The following is a 12,862-nucleotide window of genomic DNA, read 5'->3' as shown; positions in this document are numbered from 1 at the left end:
TACGCGACATCTCGCACTCTCAAGATGATGAAAGAGCGGGCATGGACCGGGACGCGGGCAGGTTGAGAAAGGAGAAGGCGGACGCCTCTTGTCAAGGCCGCAATATTCGCTAAAGTAGACGCAAGTTCATCATAACAGAGGACGCCATGGCACTCGTCGAAGCTCGAAAAATGGACACGGAGATCGAGGAAACCGCGGTTCCTCGCTTTCGCGGTGCGGTGAGCGAGGCCATCGGGCGCACGCCGCTCATCGAGTTGAGGCGGCTTGGCGCCGGTTTGCCTGGACGGATCGCCATTAAACTAGAATCCCGCAACCCGAGCGGGAGCGTCAAGGATCGGGTCGCCGCCGCCCTCATCGACGATGCGGAGCAGCGCGGTTTGCTCACACCGGGCAGCACCATCGTGGCGCCCACCAGCAGCAACACCGGCATCGCCATGGCCCACATCGCGGCCGCGCGCGGCTACAAGCTGCGCCTCACCATCCCCAGCGACTGGGCCAACGAGCGCATCGCCCTGCTCCTCTACCTGGGGACGGACGTGGTGGTGACCCCGGGCGGGGACATGATCGGGGCCCGCGAACGGGCCAAGGCCCTCGTTCAAGCCACGGCTTCAAGTGGACAGGCCGCGGTGCTCATCGATCAATTCGTCTCGCCGGTGAATCCCGAGATCCATCGGCGCACCACGGCCATGGAAATCTGGGAAGACAGCCTCGGCCAGGTCTCCGCATTCGTAGCCGGCGTCGGCACGGGCGGTACCATCACCGGCGTCGGCCTCGGGCTTCGCAGCCGCAAGCGCGACGTCACCCTCGTGGCTGTCGAGCCCAAAGGCTCGCCCGTGCTCTCCGGCGGCGTCGCCGGCAAGCACGCCATTCAAGGTATCGGCGCGGGATTCGTCCCGCCGCTCTTACGGCGCGACCTCATCGACGACGTCATCACCGTGTCGGACGACGAAGCGTTCGCCCATGCCCATCGCTTGGCGCTCGAAGAGGGAATCCTCGCGGGCGTATCTTCGGGAGCTTCCATCGCTGCGGCGCTCGCCCTCGCCGCGCAAAAGCGCATGGCCGGAAAGCTCATCGTCACCATCGTATGCGATTCGGGCGAACGGTACGTCACGACACCGCGCGCCGAAGCGCGCCCTACCCGTGGAGGACGGCGATGATCAAGAAACCTAGAGTCGTATTCGTAGGCGGCGTCGAACGCGTGGAACGTTCGCTCAAGGCATCGGGCGAGGAGCTCGGCGTCGATGTGGACGTTCACGCCGGCCACATGCAAGGCAACGCCGGCACCCGCCTGGCCGCACTCGTTCGACGGGCCGATCTCGTTATCCTGGTGACGGGCGTCAATAGCCACAACGCCGTGCAAACCGCGAAAAAAGAGGCGGCCCGCAATGGCACACCGCTCCAGATCATGAAATTCTGTGGTGCCGCCGTAGCCCGCGCCCTCATCGCCGAAGTCGCCCGCGGCGCCGCCGCCGCCTAGGCGTGCTAACAACCTCCGTATGCGCGCATGGCGATACGGAATGGCTTGCAGTTGGCTGTTGGCAGTTTGCGCTTGTGGCGCCAGTGGGCCCGCCGTCAAGGGCGGAGCGACTCCTGCCGCAGCCTCGCGGATCGACGGGACGGCCCGAAGCAACGAAAACGCGAAGGTGCTGCTGGATCTGGAAGCGCGGTTCGAGCCGGAGTCCGCGAGCGGTGAAGGGTTCGACGGCTACGACGAACAGGTTATCGACCTAGGGCCGGATCTCACGGAACGGTCGCTGCGCGCGTACCGCGACGGTGAGGTCATTTTGAGCGCGCGGCTCGCCCGCGAGTCGGATCCCGCGGTGCGTGCCGATCTGGAGCTGCTGCTCCAAGCGTCGCAACTTCACCGCGAGCGCATCGAGCTCGATGAGAAATGGACGGTGCCGTTCGTCGATGTCGCGAACATCGTATTTCGCGGCCTGAGTGTCCTTTTGGACGACAGCCTCCCCGAGGCTCGCCGTCGCGCGGCCGTGGTTCGGCTGCGCCGTTACGCGGGCATGACCGCAGGGCAGCACTCGATCGTGGACCTCGCCATCCAGCGGACGCGCGAACGGCTCGATCGCCCGGGCCTCGTTTTTCCGGCCAAGGCGCGGGTCGAAAAGGTTCTCACGACCATGCCCATCATGACCGAGGGTGTGGGCAAGCTCCTGAAGAAGTACGCCATCCCCGGCTACGAGGAACCGCTCGCGCGTTGGAACGAGCAGGTCGCCGCGTATACGAAGTTCGTGCGCGAGAACATTCTGCCGCGCGCCCGCCTGGACTTCCGTCAGCCACCCGAGCTCTATCGGCTCGCGCTGAAAGAGGCCGGCATCGACGCCCCGCCCCGCGAGGTCGCGGCCAAGGCGCGCGAAGCCTTCACCCGCGTCCAGCGCGAGATGCAGGAACTCGCCCCGCGCGTGGCGCGCGAAAAGGGTCTTTCGGTCACGGATTACCGCGACGTCATTCGCGCGCTCAAAAAGACGCAGCTCGAAGGCGACGATTTGCTCGCCACGTACCGCCGGCGCATTCCGGAGATCGAGGCCATTCTTCGGCGCGAACACCTGATTACCGTGCCCGCACGGGCCATGCAGATTCGATTGGCGACTGACGCCGAAAGCGCGCGGGTCCCCGCGCCGTTCTTCAATAGCCCGCGCATCATCGGCAACACCGGCGAGCAGGGTGAATTCGTTCTGCCGAAGCAGCTCGCGGCCGATCCCTCCAAGCGGCTGGACGATTTCAGCTATGAGGCCGCATCCTGGTGGCTCACCGCCCATGAGGGCCGGCCGGGGCACGAGCTTCAATATTCGACGATGATCGAGCGCAAGATCTCCATTGCCCGCGCGATCTTCGCGTTCAATAGCGTCAACGCCGAGGGCTGGGGACTCTATGCCGAGGACATGATGCGGCCCTACATGCCCCTCGACGGCCAACTCATTTGCTTGCAAGCGCGGCTCATGCGCGCCGCCCATGCCTTCCTGGACATCGAGCTCAATCTAGGGCTCATCGGCACGAGCGAGGCGCACCGCGTGATGCACGAGGAGGCCGTCTTCTCCGAGGCCTGGACCAATTCGGCCGTCGAGCGTTACACCTTTTGGTGGCCCGCCCAGGCACCCTCGTACTTCTACGGTTACATGCGCCTGATGGAGCTGCGCGCCGATGCGCAGAAGGCCATGGGCAAGCGGTTCGACCTCGCGGCCTTCCACGATTTCGTGCTGGCCCAAGGCCTGGTTCCGCCACCGCTACTTCGCAAAGCCGTCTTTGCCGACTTGGTGAAGCAGACGGGTTAGACCCCACTGACCAATAAGAGATTGAACAGGGAGATCGGGAGATCGGGAGGGTTCTTGGTTTTCAACGCAGTCGCTCGGGCACCCAAAACTCACTGCTCCCGATCTCCCTGTAAATTCCCAGCCGTTACCCCGTCGGACTTGTGACCGGTTCCGGATCGCCGGCTAAGCCGCCGAAGCGGCCGGCAGCAGGGTGCGGACGGCGTCCTCGCTTCGCTCGAAGACCTCCCGTGCGAGGCATTCGTCGCGGGCGAGACGGCTTACGCGCCCCTCTTTGCAATCATCGTAATAGAGGCCGGAGCTGCTCGACAGCTCCGGCGCGGTGGCGCAATACAACGTCGTTTTCGCGCCCTCCTCGTTCGAGATGAAGAAGAGCTTCATCACATTGGCGACGGGCCAAGGAACTTCGCGCCACAATTCGGAAGCCACCACCCCCGGGTGAAGCGAATACGTCGTCACACGCGTTTCTGCGAGGCGATTGGCCAACTCCTTCGCGTGAAGAATGTTCATCAATTTGGTCACGCCGTATTGCGTGAAGCTATGAATCTTCTTCACCGGCAGGGACATCTGCCCCCAATCGACGGCCTTCGCGCGAAAGTGCGCGCGGCTGGCCACGTTGACCACGCGCCCCTGGGGAGCCTCGACGAGCTTCGGCAGGAGCAGCTTCGTGAGGAGAAATGGGCCCAGGTGGTTCGTCGCGAACGCGATCTCGTAGCCGTCCTTGGACAGCCCCGTGGCGCCAACGAGGCCGGCATTGTTGATGAGCACGTCCAGCGGTCGCGACGACGCGAGAAACGTCTCCGCCGCGCGCTTCACCGAGCCGAGATCGCCCAGGTCGACGGGGAGAAATTCGACGTCCGCCTGCGAGGATGCAGGGTGCAAACGCCGAATTTCCTCCATCACCGCCCGCGTCTTCTCTTCCGAACGCGAGGCCAGCACCACGCTGGCACCCCGCGCGGCAAGCGCACACACCGTGGCGCGCCCGATGCCCGCACTGGCGCCGGTGACCAGAAAGGTACGGCCTTCGAGATCGCGTGCAGATTGCATTAATTTTGCGTGGTCTTCAGTTTGACGATGTCGTCGAGCACCACCTGCTCGTGCCCCTGCGGGTTTACCTTGGTGTAGACCTTGCGCACGATGCCCGTGGGATCGACCACGAAGGTCGTGCGGTCCCAATACAGCGTCCCTTTGTAATCGCTTTGCCCGACGCCTGCGGCGGTGAGCAGCTTGGCCTCGGGATCGGCCAGAAGATCGATGGTGAAGGAGTACTTCGAGCAGAAGCTCTTGTGCGAGTCCGCATCGTCTGCGCTGACGCCGACGACGGTGATGCCATTCTTCTCGAACTCGCTTTTGGTGGCGGTGAACGACTTACCCTGAACGGTGCACCCGGGGGTGTCGTCCTTGGGGTACACGTACAGAACGAGCCATTTTCCTCGGTAATCTCCGAGGCCTACCTCCTTTTTGTCCTGGTTCTCGAGACGAAAATCCGGAAAACGTTGCCCGACTCCGATCATGGTGGACCTCCGGTGCGTTTAGGTGCGGCTCGACGGCTTTACTCTACGCCAACCACGCCGCCTTCCACGCCGTTTCCACGGCGGGCAGGACCGCGTATACATTCCGCTTCAGTCATGAAAAGGCTCGCTCGCATCTCACGCTTTGCACTCTTCTCGACGGTCGCGCTCGCCGCGTGTTCGCGCTTTGGGGCGGTGTATCCGCCGCGCCCGCCGGAGACCCCCGCGACACCCGTGGCCGATCCGGCGCCCGCCCGCATCGTCACCCACGTGTCGGTCACCTCGGGCGCGCTCCGGTCATCGCTCGATGAAACGGTGCCCGGCAAGGGCGATGGGGATTTTCCGCTCGCCGGCACCACGCGGCGTTATTCGTGGACGCGCAATCCGCTGGCGGTGAGCTTTTCGCAGGGCCGGCTGGTGCTCGACACGCGGGTCGATGCCAAGGTCGACGTGCGCGTGGGGTCGCTCGACTTTCCCATCGATCTGAAGGTGGCCGCGGAGCCGGTGGTCAACACCGACTACAAGGTGAAGCTTCAGTCCATCGACGTGAAGGTCACCTCGACGGACCGCCGCCTTCGGGTGGCCGATTCCGTTGCCGGTGTGTTCGAGGCCATCCGCACCCAGGTGCACCAGAAGCTCACGGAGTTCGAGTACGACCTGCGGCCGACGCTCGCGGAAGCGTACGCGCGCGTGGCGAAGCCGCTGGAGATCCCCATCGGCGACGCCAAGGGCTGCGCGATGCTGAAGGTGCTCGGGGTGGAGGCCGGTCCCACCGTGATCGCCGATGGCCTCGAGAAAGATCTCGCGCTGGTGGTGGCACCGTCGGTAACCCTTCCCTGCGCGGAGACACAGGATGCACCGGCGTCGAGCCTCCCGCCGCTCGCCAACGTGGCGACGATTCAACCGGGGCCGTTCACCGTCACGGTTCCCATTGCGGCGCGGTACGACGAGTTGACGCGCGCCATGTCGGTCACCTTCACCGACGGGAAGTATTTCTTCTCCGAGGAGTACCCGAAGCTTTATCTGGAGAAGCCGGAGATTTACGAGTCGCAAGGCCTGCTGGTGCTGAAGATGCACATCGCAGGGCCCATTCATGCCGCGGGCATCGACACGGACATCAATGGCGACATCTTCCTCTCCGGGCATCTCTCCGTGGTGGACAACGAGTTGAAGATTCCCGATTTGGAGCCCACCATCGAGACGTCGAACTTCTTCTTGTCGCTCAAAGCGATGGCCGATGGTTCGAAGATCCGCGACCAAGCGCGCGCCGCATTGCGGCTCGACATCGGCGACCGGCTGCGAACCGTGCGCACGAAGTTGTCGTCGGATCTGACGTTCGGCGGGCCGCGTGCCTGCTTCAAGGGCGACGTCGACCGCATCGAGGTCACCGGAGCCTACGCCCACGGCAACTACGTGCGCGTCTACGTCGCCGTCACCGGCCGCGCCGCCGCCTCGGTGCCGTGCCCAAACGCAGGGTGAGAGAGCAAGATTGGGGGGTCACATCGCACCCTCGGTGAGGTAGCTCACAGCGCGTTGGATCAGTGTGGCGTCGTGCAGGATGCGGACGTGGCCGAGGTGCTCGGCGCGTTGAAGGGTGGCTCCGGGCCAGCGGCGGGCGAGGTCTTCGCCTTGCTCGATGGGGACTTCGCGATCGTGCACGTCGTGCAGGATGAGGAGCGGAGTGCTCATGTGCGGGGCGAGTTGGGTGGGCTGGATGGACTCGAAGGGGACGTCGAGCCAGCCTTCGGCCTTGCGCTGGATTTTGTGCCAGATGGCGTCGGAGACGCCGACCTGCGTGCGGAAGTGCCCCCACCACGTGTGAAAGTCCGAGGGCGGCGCGAAGAAGACGGCGCGCGACGTTTGGAGGCCGCCGTGCGCGAAGGCGTAGGTCACGGCGGCCGCACCGAGCGAGTGGGCCACGATGCCGTGGAACGGTTTGAAGATCGCGGACGCACGCGCCATGGCCCGGGCGAAGTGGACCAATGAGGAGAGGCGGCCCTCGGATTCGCCGTGGCCGGGGAAGTCGATGGCCACGGCCCGAAAATGCGCGGCGACCAGGGCGTCGACGAGGGAAGTCATCTGGCCGGAGTGACCTCCCCATCCGTGGGCCAAGAGCACGGTGGGGCCTTCGCCCCAGGCGCGTGCGACGATGCGTTCGCGATCGACGTCGAAGGAAAAGCGCTGGCCTCGCGCAAGCACGGCGCGTTCTTCGTCGCGGGGGCGGAGGCGCCGCGGTGTGAAGAGGAGGCGATGCCCGAAGGTCGCTGCGGCCGCCGGCGCCATGGCGCCCATGACGCGGAAGCCGCTGCGGAACCAGGGCGGGACGTGGCGTCGTTGGGCACGACCGTTCGTGCTATTAATACGACCGTTCGTGCTATTATTAAGTACGGCGTTGGCCATGGCGGGTTCTCCTAGCTGGGATTCAATTGCATCCGTCGTTCATTTGCGACTGCGGCGGCATCGGGCGAAGAGGGCTTCGAAGGCGGCGCGGGCTTTCTTTTCCGCCGAGGGATCGGCGAGCAGCTTGAAGCTTTGCTCGAAGGCCATGCTGATGCCGATCACCTCGAAGGTGAATTGCGCCTCGTCCAGGTCCGCCCGAAAGTGGCCTTCTTTGACGGCGAGACGCGCGGATTTGGCGACGGTCTCGTGCCATTCGCGCTGCGACTGCACGAGGCGGTCGCGGAGGGGGCCGGGGCGGTCGTCGTATTCGTGGGCGAGCGACATGAAGAAGCAGCCGCCCATTTTGTCCCGCACCTCGGAGCCTCGGATCCAAGTGAGGTAGCGATCGAAGAGGGCTTTCACGCGCGGCTCGCCCCGCGGTTTGGCGACGGCGGGGACGACGACGTTCTCGACGAAAAGCTCGATGGCGCGTTCCAGAACTTCGAGCTGCAAGGCTTCTTTGGACTTGAAGTGGGCAAAGAGTCCGCTCTTGGAGAGATTCGCACGCTCGGCGAGGACACCGAGGGTGAGGCCCTCGAGGCCGACTTCACTGGCGATGGAGAAGGCACGTCCGATGATGTCTCTGCGCGTGTCTTCGCCTTTGCTCACAGGGAGAGAATAAGCACGAACGGTCGTTTTTCAAGAAGAGAGAGAACGAGATCACAGGAAGACGGGAAGACGGGAAGGATTTTTGTGGTTTTCAAGCCCGAGCAGGGCTCAGGAGCCTGAGAAAAAATCACAAAACTTCCCGTCTTCCCGTCTTCCTGTGATCTCAACTCTTCAGGCAGCTCGCGTTTAGGAGCGCGCTTCCCGCTGGGACACGGACCTCAAAATCGCTGCCGCTTTCCCCGCGGTCTCCCGTTGGGCCACATCCGCGAGACTGATGACCCCGATCGGGCGGGACGAATCATCAACACAGACGATGCGGGACTTTTTGTGCTTGCTCATCAGTTGCTCGACGACAGACAGATCGTCGTCGGCTTTGCACACCACCGCGTCCGCCGTCATCACATCTTTCGCCCGCGTCGAGCCGGGCGAGCGGTGTTCGGCCAGCACGCGGATGGTCAAATCGCGATCGGTCAAGGTTCCGATCACGGCCCCCTTCTCGTCGCAAACGGGGACGAAGCCGATGTTTTTCGCGCGCATCTGCTCGGCCACCGCTTCGACCAAGCTGCCCGCAGCGCAGCATTCGACGTCCTTTGTCATGAGCTCGGAGCACTTCATGGTCTCCTCCTCCGGTGGCCGGAACCACCAAGCTTCGGGAGATGAATCTCGGTTGAGCCTGTCGCCGTCAGGCGGAGTCCTGGCGGCGGAGGATTCTTTAGCGAACCGCATGCCCAGAGCGAACCGCATGCCGACCGACGGCGCATCCTTGTCTTTTTGTCCGGATGCGGCCGCTCGCTCTAGAATTGGGGTAGAACCGAATTTGCCTACGATAGGAGCGTAGCCCTGCCCTTGTCACGGCGCCCCAACCCAAAACAACGCGGTGGCTTCCACCACCCCTGTAGCGAGTAGGAGCTCACTCATGCAATATCACCTAGGCAGGCTGCTCGATCACGTCCACCTGCGCGTCCGCAACCTCGAAAAAAGCCGTCGCTTCTACGATGCCGTCCTTCGTGCGCTGGGGCGTGAGCTGTCTGGACAGAGCGAGCACGGATTCTTCGCCGACGAGTTGTTCGTCGACGACGACGGCGAGCCGACGGGCCGCGTGCACCTCGCGCTGCAAGCCCAAGATCGTGAAACGGTGAACCGGTTTTACGAGGCCGCGATCGCTGCCGGCGGACGCGACAACGGCCCGCCAGGCGAGCGCGATTATCACCCGGGCTACTACGCGGCCTTCGTCCTGGATCCCGACGGCAACAACATCGAGGCCGTCTACCACGGCAAGACGAACCGCTCTGCGACGTCCGTCGTGGTGACCCCCGTCAGCCGGCTCGACTAGGCCGGCTAGTCGACCCGTTCGAGGACGGCTGCCGCCCCGAGTCCGCCCGCTGCGCAAATGCCCAGGAGCGCTGTTTTCTTCTGGGTGCGCGCCAGCTCGTTGGCCATGGTGGTGACCATGCGTGCGCCGGTGGCCCCGAAAGGGTGCCCCAGCGCGATGGAACCACCGTGCACGTTGAGGCGCTCGGGATCGACCTCGCCCACGGCCTCGTCCAGGCCGAGGCGCGATCGTGCGAACGCCGGGCTTGCGAGCATCTTGAGGACGCTGAGAACCTGCGCGGCAAACGCCTCGTGCATATCGACCAGGTCGATATCGGCGAGGCGAAGACCGGCGCGCGCCAGCGCCTTGGGCATGGCCAGCGCAGGGCCCATGAGAAGCTGGTCGGAAGGGTCGACCCCCGTGTACGCCCACGAGGAAAACGCCGCGAGCGGCTTGTACCCGAGCGCACGCGCCTTCTCCTCGCTCATGAGCAGCACGGCGGCCCCGCCATCGGTGAGCGCGCTGGAGTTGCCCGCGGTGAGCGTTCCTTCCCGCGCGAACGCGGGACGCAGCTTGGCCAGCTTCTCCAGCGTCGAATCGGCGCGCACCAACGTGTCGGTGTGGACCCATTTGCCGCCCGCGCCCTGCACGGGGAACACTTCGTCCTCGAAGCGCCCCGAGGCAATGGCCGCCGCCGCGCGCTGATGCGACCGCAGCGCGAACGCGTCCTGGGCCTCGCGCGAGATTTCGTTGCGGCGGGCCATGCGCTCGGCGGATTCGCCCATCACCTCGCCGGTGGAGCGCTCGGCGACCTTCGGCTGGCGCGGGATCAATTCCGTCAGGGGGAGAAGCTTGGGCGCGGCCGAGAGGTAGTCGGCCGGGGTCGGCTTGCCCAATGCAAGGGGGGCGAAGGCGTGCACGAGCTTCTGCGGAAGCTTCACTTCGGCGTTGCTCGTGGAGTCCGCGCCGCCACAGATGAGGATATCCGCCTCACCCCGCTCGATGGCCGCCGCCCCCGAGGTGACCGCCTGCAGGCCCGACGCGCACGCACGCGTGACCGTGTACGCCTCGCAACCCGGGTCGAGACGCAGGTCGAGGGCAATCTCGCGGCCCACGTTGGGTGCGCCACTCGGCAGGATCACGCCGCCCCAGACGATGCCTTCCACCTCGCGGTACGGCAGATCGACCTTTTTGAGCAAAGCTTTCGTCGCGAGCACCCCGAGGGCAATCGCATCGAGCTCGATGTACTCGGAGAAGGCCTTCACGAAAGGTGTGCGCGCGCCCGCGACGATCACCGCCCTGCGCCCGTTCTTGACGTTGCCCATGACTCGTTCCTCTTTCTCGTCTTTGCTCGTCTTGCTTCCTATGCCCCAATCAACCCGCCGCCGCAGACGCGAAGGATCTGGCCGGTCATGCCCTGAGCCCCGGGGCTCGCAAGGAAGACCAAGGCCTGCGCCACGTCGATGGGTAGCCCGCCTTGACCGAGCGCGCTCATGCGGCGGCCGCCCTCGCGCACCACGAAGGGGATGGCCGCGGTGAGCCGCGTCTCGATGAACCCCGGGGCCACCGCGTTCACGGTGATGCCGCGGTCGGCGTATTTCTCCGAGAGAGCGCGCACGTAGCCGATGATGCCGGCCTTCGAGGCGGCGTAGTTCGTCTGCCCGACGTTGCCGGCGATGCCGGCGATCGACGAGAGGCAGATGATGCGGCCGCCGGCCTTCAACTGCGGCTCCACGGCCTTGGTGATGGCCACCACCGACACCAGGTTGACGTCCATGACCTGGTCCCAGAGCTCCGCTTTCATGCGCAGCAAGGTTTTGTCCCGGGTGATGCCCGCGTTGTGGATCACGGCGTGCACGCCGCCGAGCCCTTGCAGTGTGTCCGCGATGCGGCGCGGTGCCTCGGGGTCCGTCACGTCGAGGAGGAGCGGCGTGCCCCCCACGTCGCGTGCGAGCTTACTCGTCGCCGCGTCGTCGGCGGGGCGATCCAAACAGACGACGTGCGCGCCCTCCTGCCCGAGCGCGCGCGCCGTGGCCTCGCCGATGCCGCGTGCGGCGCCCGTCACGAGCACCACCTTGCCATCGAGCGGGCGCACGAACGGCGCCTTGCCGTTGGGCTTGTGCGCGGCGCGCGCGCGGACGACGAAGGGCTGCGCCGAGATGAACGCGGATCGCGCGGAGAGCACGAAGCGAAGCACCGGCTCCAGGTGTGCCGCAGCATCGGGCTCGACGAGGATCAGGTTCGCGGTGGCCCCCTTGCGGCCCAGCTCTTTTGCGGCGCTGCGCACGAAGCCTTCGAGGGCCGTCGCCACCAGCGCGTACTCGGGCTCCGCACGAGGATCCGTGCGGCCGACGACGACGAGCCGCCCGCACCGCGCCACGCGATCGATGTGCGCGTGGAAAAAGTCGTACAAGGCTTTCAAACCGGTCGCGCCATCGATGCCCGAGGCGTCGAAGACCAGCGCGTGCACGCGCTTTCCTTCGCCGAGCTCCGTGGCCTGGCGAAGCGGGCGCCCGTACGCCTCGCCCGCCGCCCGGAACGCCGCCTTTTGCGCCTCGCTCACCGCGACGTACGGATCGGCGCCGGCCGACGCGAGGGACGCGGCCACTTCGGAGACCAGCGCCGCACCGTCCGAGGCGCCGGCGAGGACCGCTTGATCGCGCAGCGGCGCGGTGCTCCAGGGCCCCTTGTCGCGCACGAGCTTCTCCGGGACGGGCACCGGCAGCCCGAGCGACCGAATCATGGTGCGCGCTTGCTTGTTCTGTCCGATTTCGACGAGCCAATCATTCATGGTCATCCCTCCGCTCGAACTCCCCTTCGAGATACGCGCCGGCTCCCGGAGCATCGCCGACGTAAACGCGACCGACGCGCTCACCGAGAACGGCATAAACCCCTACCGCCGCCGGCAGGACCAGCGGCCGCGTGAAACGCGCTTCCATGCTGCGAATCGCGTTGACGTCGCCGGAAAAGACATTGCGCGTGACCGCCTCGTAGGCACGCGCAAAGGTCGAAAACCCGTGCAAGATGCACGAACGGAAGCCCGCGGCCCGTGCCAGCGCCGGGACCCAGTGGATCGGGTTGATGTCGCCCGTCAGCTTCGCGAAGTCGAGCCCTGCGTCCTTCTTCAAGCGGAAGAAAGCGACCTCGCGTGCGGAAACCGGCACAGCCGCGGCATGGCGGCCGTTCTTCGGCTTCTCGCCCCCGTTCGACTTGTCGGCCGAGGCGATGGGCACGTAGGTGCGCCACTCCGCCACCAACGCCTCCGATGCGTGGCGTGTGCCCGTGATCAGGCGCGCCGTCAACTTGGCGCGTCGGTCGTCGGCTTCGACGGACTCGAGTCGCGCCTTGACGAACAGGGTTTCCCCCGAGACCAGCGGCTCGCGGTTCTCCAAGCGGAAGCCCGCGTTGATGACACGCGTGAGCGGGTAGCCCGCTTGCGCGAGCACTCGGCCCACGAGGTCGAATCCCCACTGGGGGACGAAGTGCGGCGGAAGCCTCCCGCGGTACAGCGAAGGATCTCCCCCCACATGGCGCACGTACGCGCGCACCAAGTCGTCGTTGCGCGGCGGGAGCTCCTGCTCCAACCAGGGCCCGGGCAACGCTTGCGGATGCTGCACGGTGCGCATGAGCGAGCCGACGGCGGCACGCCCGACGGCACGAAGCGCGGAGCTCTGCGAAAAAAGGTACTTGCTGGAGATCGACATGGCCTT

13 protein-coding genes are annotated in these 12,862 nt (G+C 65.5%); 5 read left to right on the top strand and 8 right to left on the bottom strand.

The genetic code is table 11. The features are described 5' to 3' along the window. The first annotated feature begins 170 nt into the window (after nucleotides 1-170). The 3 genes from cysK to LVJ94_10355 are packed head-to-tail and all read left to right on the top strand — an operon-like array spanning nucleotide 171 to nucleotide 3,284. A complete protein-coding gene (cysK, locus tag LVJ94_10365) occupies nucleotides 171-1,157 on the top strand; it encodes a cysteine synthase A (protein ID WXB10701.1) in 987 nt (328 codons plus the stop codon). After that, nucleotides 1,154-1,477: a DUF2325 domain-containing protein gene (locus tag LVJ94_10360; protein WXB07633.1), complete on the top strand. Its 324-nt coding sequence runs from the start codon at nucleotides 1,154-1,156 to the stop codon at nucleotides 1,475-1,477. Before cysK ends, LVJ94_10360 begins: the two co-directional genes overlap by 4 nt. Nucleotides 1,478-1,496: 19 nt before the next feature. Further along, nucleotides 1,497-3,284: a DUF885 domain-containing protein gene (locus LVJ94_10355; protein ID WXB07632.1), complete on the top strand. Its 1,788-nt coding sequence runs from the start codon at nucleotides 1,497-1,499 to the stop codon at nucleotides 3,282-3,284. Between the two features lie 162 nt (nucleotides 3,285-3,446). On the opposite strand, the gene LVJ94_10350 is transcribed toward LVJ94_10355, so the two are convergent. Together LVJ94_10350 and LVJ94_10345 are read right to left on the bottom strand one after the other, a co-directional pair. Next, nucleotides 3,447-4,328: an SDR family NAD(P)-dependent oxidoreductase gene (locus LVJ94_10350; GenBank protein ID WXB07631.1), complete on the bottom strand. Its 882-nt coding sequence runs from the start codon at nucleotides 4,326-4,328 to the stop codon at nucleotides 3,447-3,449. Further along, a complete protein-coding gene (locus LVJ94_10345) occupies nucleotides 4,328-4,795 on the bottom strand; it encodes a peroxiredoxin (GenBank protein WXB07630.1) in 468 nt (155 codons plus the stop codon). Before LVJ94_10345 ends, LVJ94_10350 begins: the two co-directional genes overlap by 1 nt. A 114-nt stretch (nucleotides 4,796-4,909) precedes the next feature. On the opposite strand from LVJ94_10345, the gene LVJ94_10340 reads away from it, so the two are divergent. Further along, on the top strand, nucleotides 4,910-6,271 hold the full coding sequence (locus tag LVJ94_10340; protein ID WXB07629.1) for a DUF4403 family protein: 1,362 nt from the start codon (nucleotides 4,910-4,912) through the stop codon (nucleotides 6,269-6,271). Between the two features lie 18 nt (nucleotides 6,272-6,289). On the opposite strand, the gene LVJ94_10335 is transcribed toward LVJ94_10340, so the two are convergent. The 3 genes from LVJ94_10335 to LVJ94_10325 all read right to left on the bottom strand — a co-directional run bounded on the left by LVJ94_10335 (nucleotide 6,290) and on the right by LVJ94_10325 (nucleotide 8,584). Next, entirely contained in the window at nucleotides 6,290-7,192 is a 903-nt protein-coding gene (locus LVJ94_10335; protein ID WXB07628.1) for a lysophospholipase, read from the bottom strand. A 39-nt stretch (nucleotides 7,193-7,231) separates the two neighbouring features. Then, a complete protein-coding gene (locus tag LVJ94_10330) occupies nucleotides 7,232-7,840 on the bottom strand; it encodes a TetR/AcrR family transcriptional regulator (protein WXB07627.1) in 609 nt (202 codons plus the stop codon). A 186-nt stretch (nucleotides 7,841-8,026) separates the two neighbouring features. Beyond that, nucleotides 8,027-8,584: a CBS domain-containing protein gene (locus LVJ94_10325; protein WXB07626.1), complete on the bottom strand. Its 558-nt coding sequence runs from the start codon at nucleotides 8,582-8,584 to the stop codon at nucleotides 8,027-8,029. A gap of 172 nt (nucleotides 8,585-8,756) precedes the next feature. On the opposite strand from LVJ94_10325, the gene LVJ94_10320 reads away from it, so the two are divergent. Beyond that, on the top strand, nucleotides 8,757-9,173 hold the full coding sequence (locus LVJ94_10320; protein ID WXB07625.1) for a VOC family protein: 417 nt from the start codon (nucleotides 8,757-8,759) through the stop codon (nucleotides 9,171-9,173). A 5-nt stretch (nucleotides 9,174-9,178) separates the two neighbouring features. Here the strand turns inward: LVJ94_10320 and LVJ94_10315 are convergent, their stop codons facing one another. Genes LVJ94_10315 through LVJ94_10305 form a run of 3 tightly spaced genes read right to left on the bottom strand, consistent with a single transcriptional unit; the run spans nucleotide 9,179 to nucleotide 12,856 of the window. Further along, the gene (locus LVJ94_10315) at nucleotides 9,179-10,477 is read right to left on the bottom strand and encodes an acetyl-CoA C-acyltransferase (protein WXB07624.1); all 1,299 of its coding nucleotides are present in this window, start codon (nucleotides 10,475-10,477) and stop codon (nucleotides 9,179-9,181) included. 38 nt (nucleotides 10,478-10,515) lie between these two features. Then, on the bottom strand, nucleotides 10,516-11,943 hold the full coding sequence (locus LVJ94_10310) for a 3-oxoacyl-ACP reductase (protein ID WXB07623.1): 1,428 nt from the start codon (nucleotides 11,941-11,943) through the stop codon (nucleotides 10,516-10,518). Next, entirely contained in the window at nucleotides 11,936-12,856 is a 921-nt protein-coding gene (locus LVJ94_10305) for a hypothetical protein (protein ID WXB07622.1), read from the bottom strand. The genes LVJ94_10310 and LVJ94_10305 overlap by 8 nt, the downstream gene beginning before the upstream one ends. Between the last annotated feature and the right edge of the window lie 6 nt (nucleotides 12,857-12,862).

The organism is Sorangiineae bacterium MSr11367 (assembly GCA_037157805.1).
GTDB lineage: Bacteria > Myxococcota_A > Polyangia > Polyangiales > Polyangiaceae > Pendulispora > Pendulispora rubella.
Note: the sequence above shows the minus strand (reverse complement) of the source record. Positions and strands in the feature narration are given on the sequence as shown.

What these genes read in the sequence shown, in the direction of transcription:
- LVJ94_10345 (WXB07630.1), bottom strand. Translation starts at nt 4,795, where the DNA reads ATGATCGGAGTCGGGCAACGTTTTCCGGATTTTCGTCTCGAGAACCAG.
- LVJ94_10320 (WXB07625.1), top strand. Translation starts at nt 8,757, where the DNA reads ATGCAATATCACCTAGGCAGGCTGCTCGATCACGTCCACCTGCGCGTC.
- LVJ94_10310 (WXB07623.1), bottom strand. Translation starts at nt 11,943, where the DNA reads ATGAATGATTGGCTCGTCGAAATCGGACAGAACAAGCAAGCGCGCACC.
- LVJ94_10305 (WXB07622.1), bottom strand. Translation starts at nt 12,856, where the DNA reads ATGTCGATCTCCAGCAAGTACCTTTTTTCGCAGAGCTCCGCGCTTCGT.
- LVJ94_10335 (WXB07628.1), bottom strand. Translation starts at nt 7,192, where the DNA reads ATGGCCAACGCCGTACTTAATAATAGCACGAACGGTCGTATTAATAGC.
- LVJ94_10315 (WXB07624.1), bottom strand. Translation starts at nt 10,477, where the DNA reads ATGGGCAACGTCAAGAACGGGCGCAGGGCGGTGATCGTCGCGGGCGCG.
- LVJ94_10355 (WXB07632.1), top strand. Translation starts at nt 1,497, where the DNA reads ATGCGCGCATGGCGATACGGAATGGCTTGCAGTTGGCTGTTGGCAGTT.
- cysK (WXB10701.1), top strand. Translation starts at nt 171, where the DNA reads ATGGACACGGAGATCGAGGAAACCGCGGTTCCTCGCTTTCGCGGTGCG.
- LVJ94_10325 (WXB07626.1), bottom strand. Translation starts at nt 8,584, where the DNA reads ATGCGGTTCGCTCTGGGCATGCGGTTCGCTAAAGAATCCTCCGCCGCC.
- LVJ94_10340 (WXB07629.1), top strand. Translation starts at nt 4,910, where the DNA reads ATGAAAAGGCTCGCTCGCATCTCACGCTTTGCACTCTTCTCGACGGTC.
- LVJ94_10350 (WXB07631.1), bottom strand. Translation starts at nt 4,328, where the DNA reads ATGCAATCTGCACGCGATCTCGAAGGCCGTACCTTTCTGGTCACCGGC.
- LVJ94_10360 (WXB07633.1), top strand. Translation starts at nt 1,154, where the DNA reads ATGATCAAGAAACCTAGAGTCGTATTCGTAGGCGGCGTCGAACGCGTG.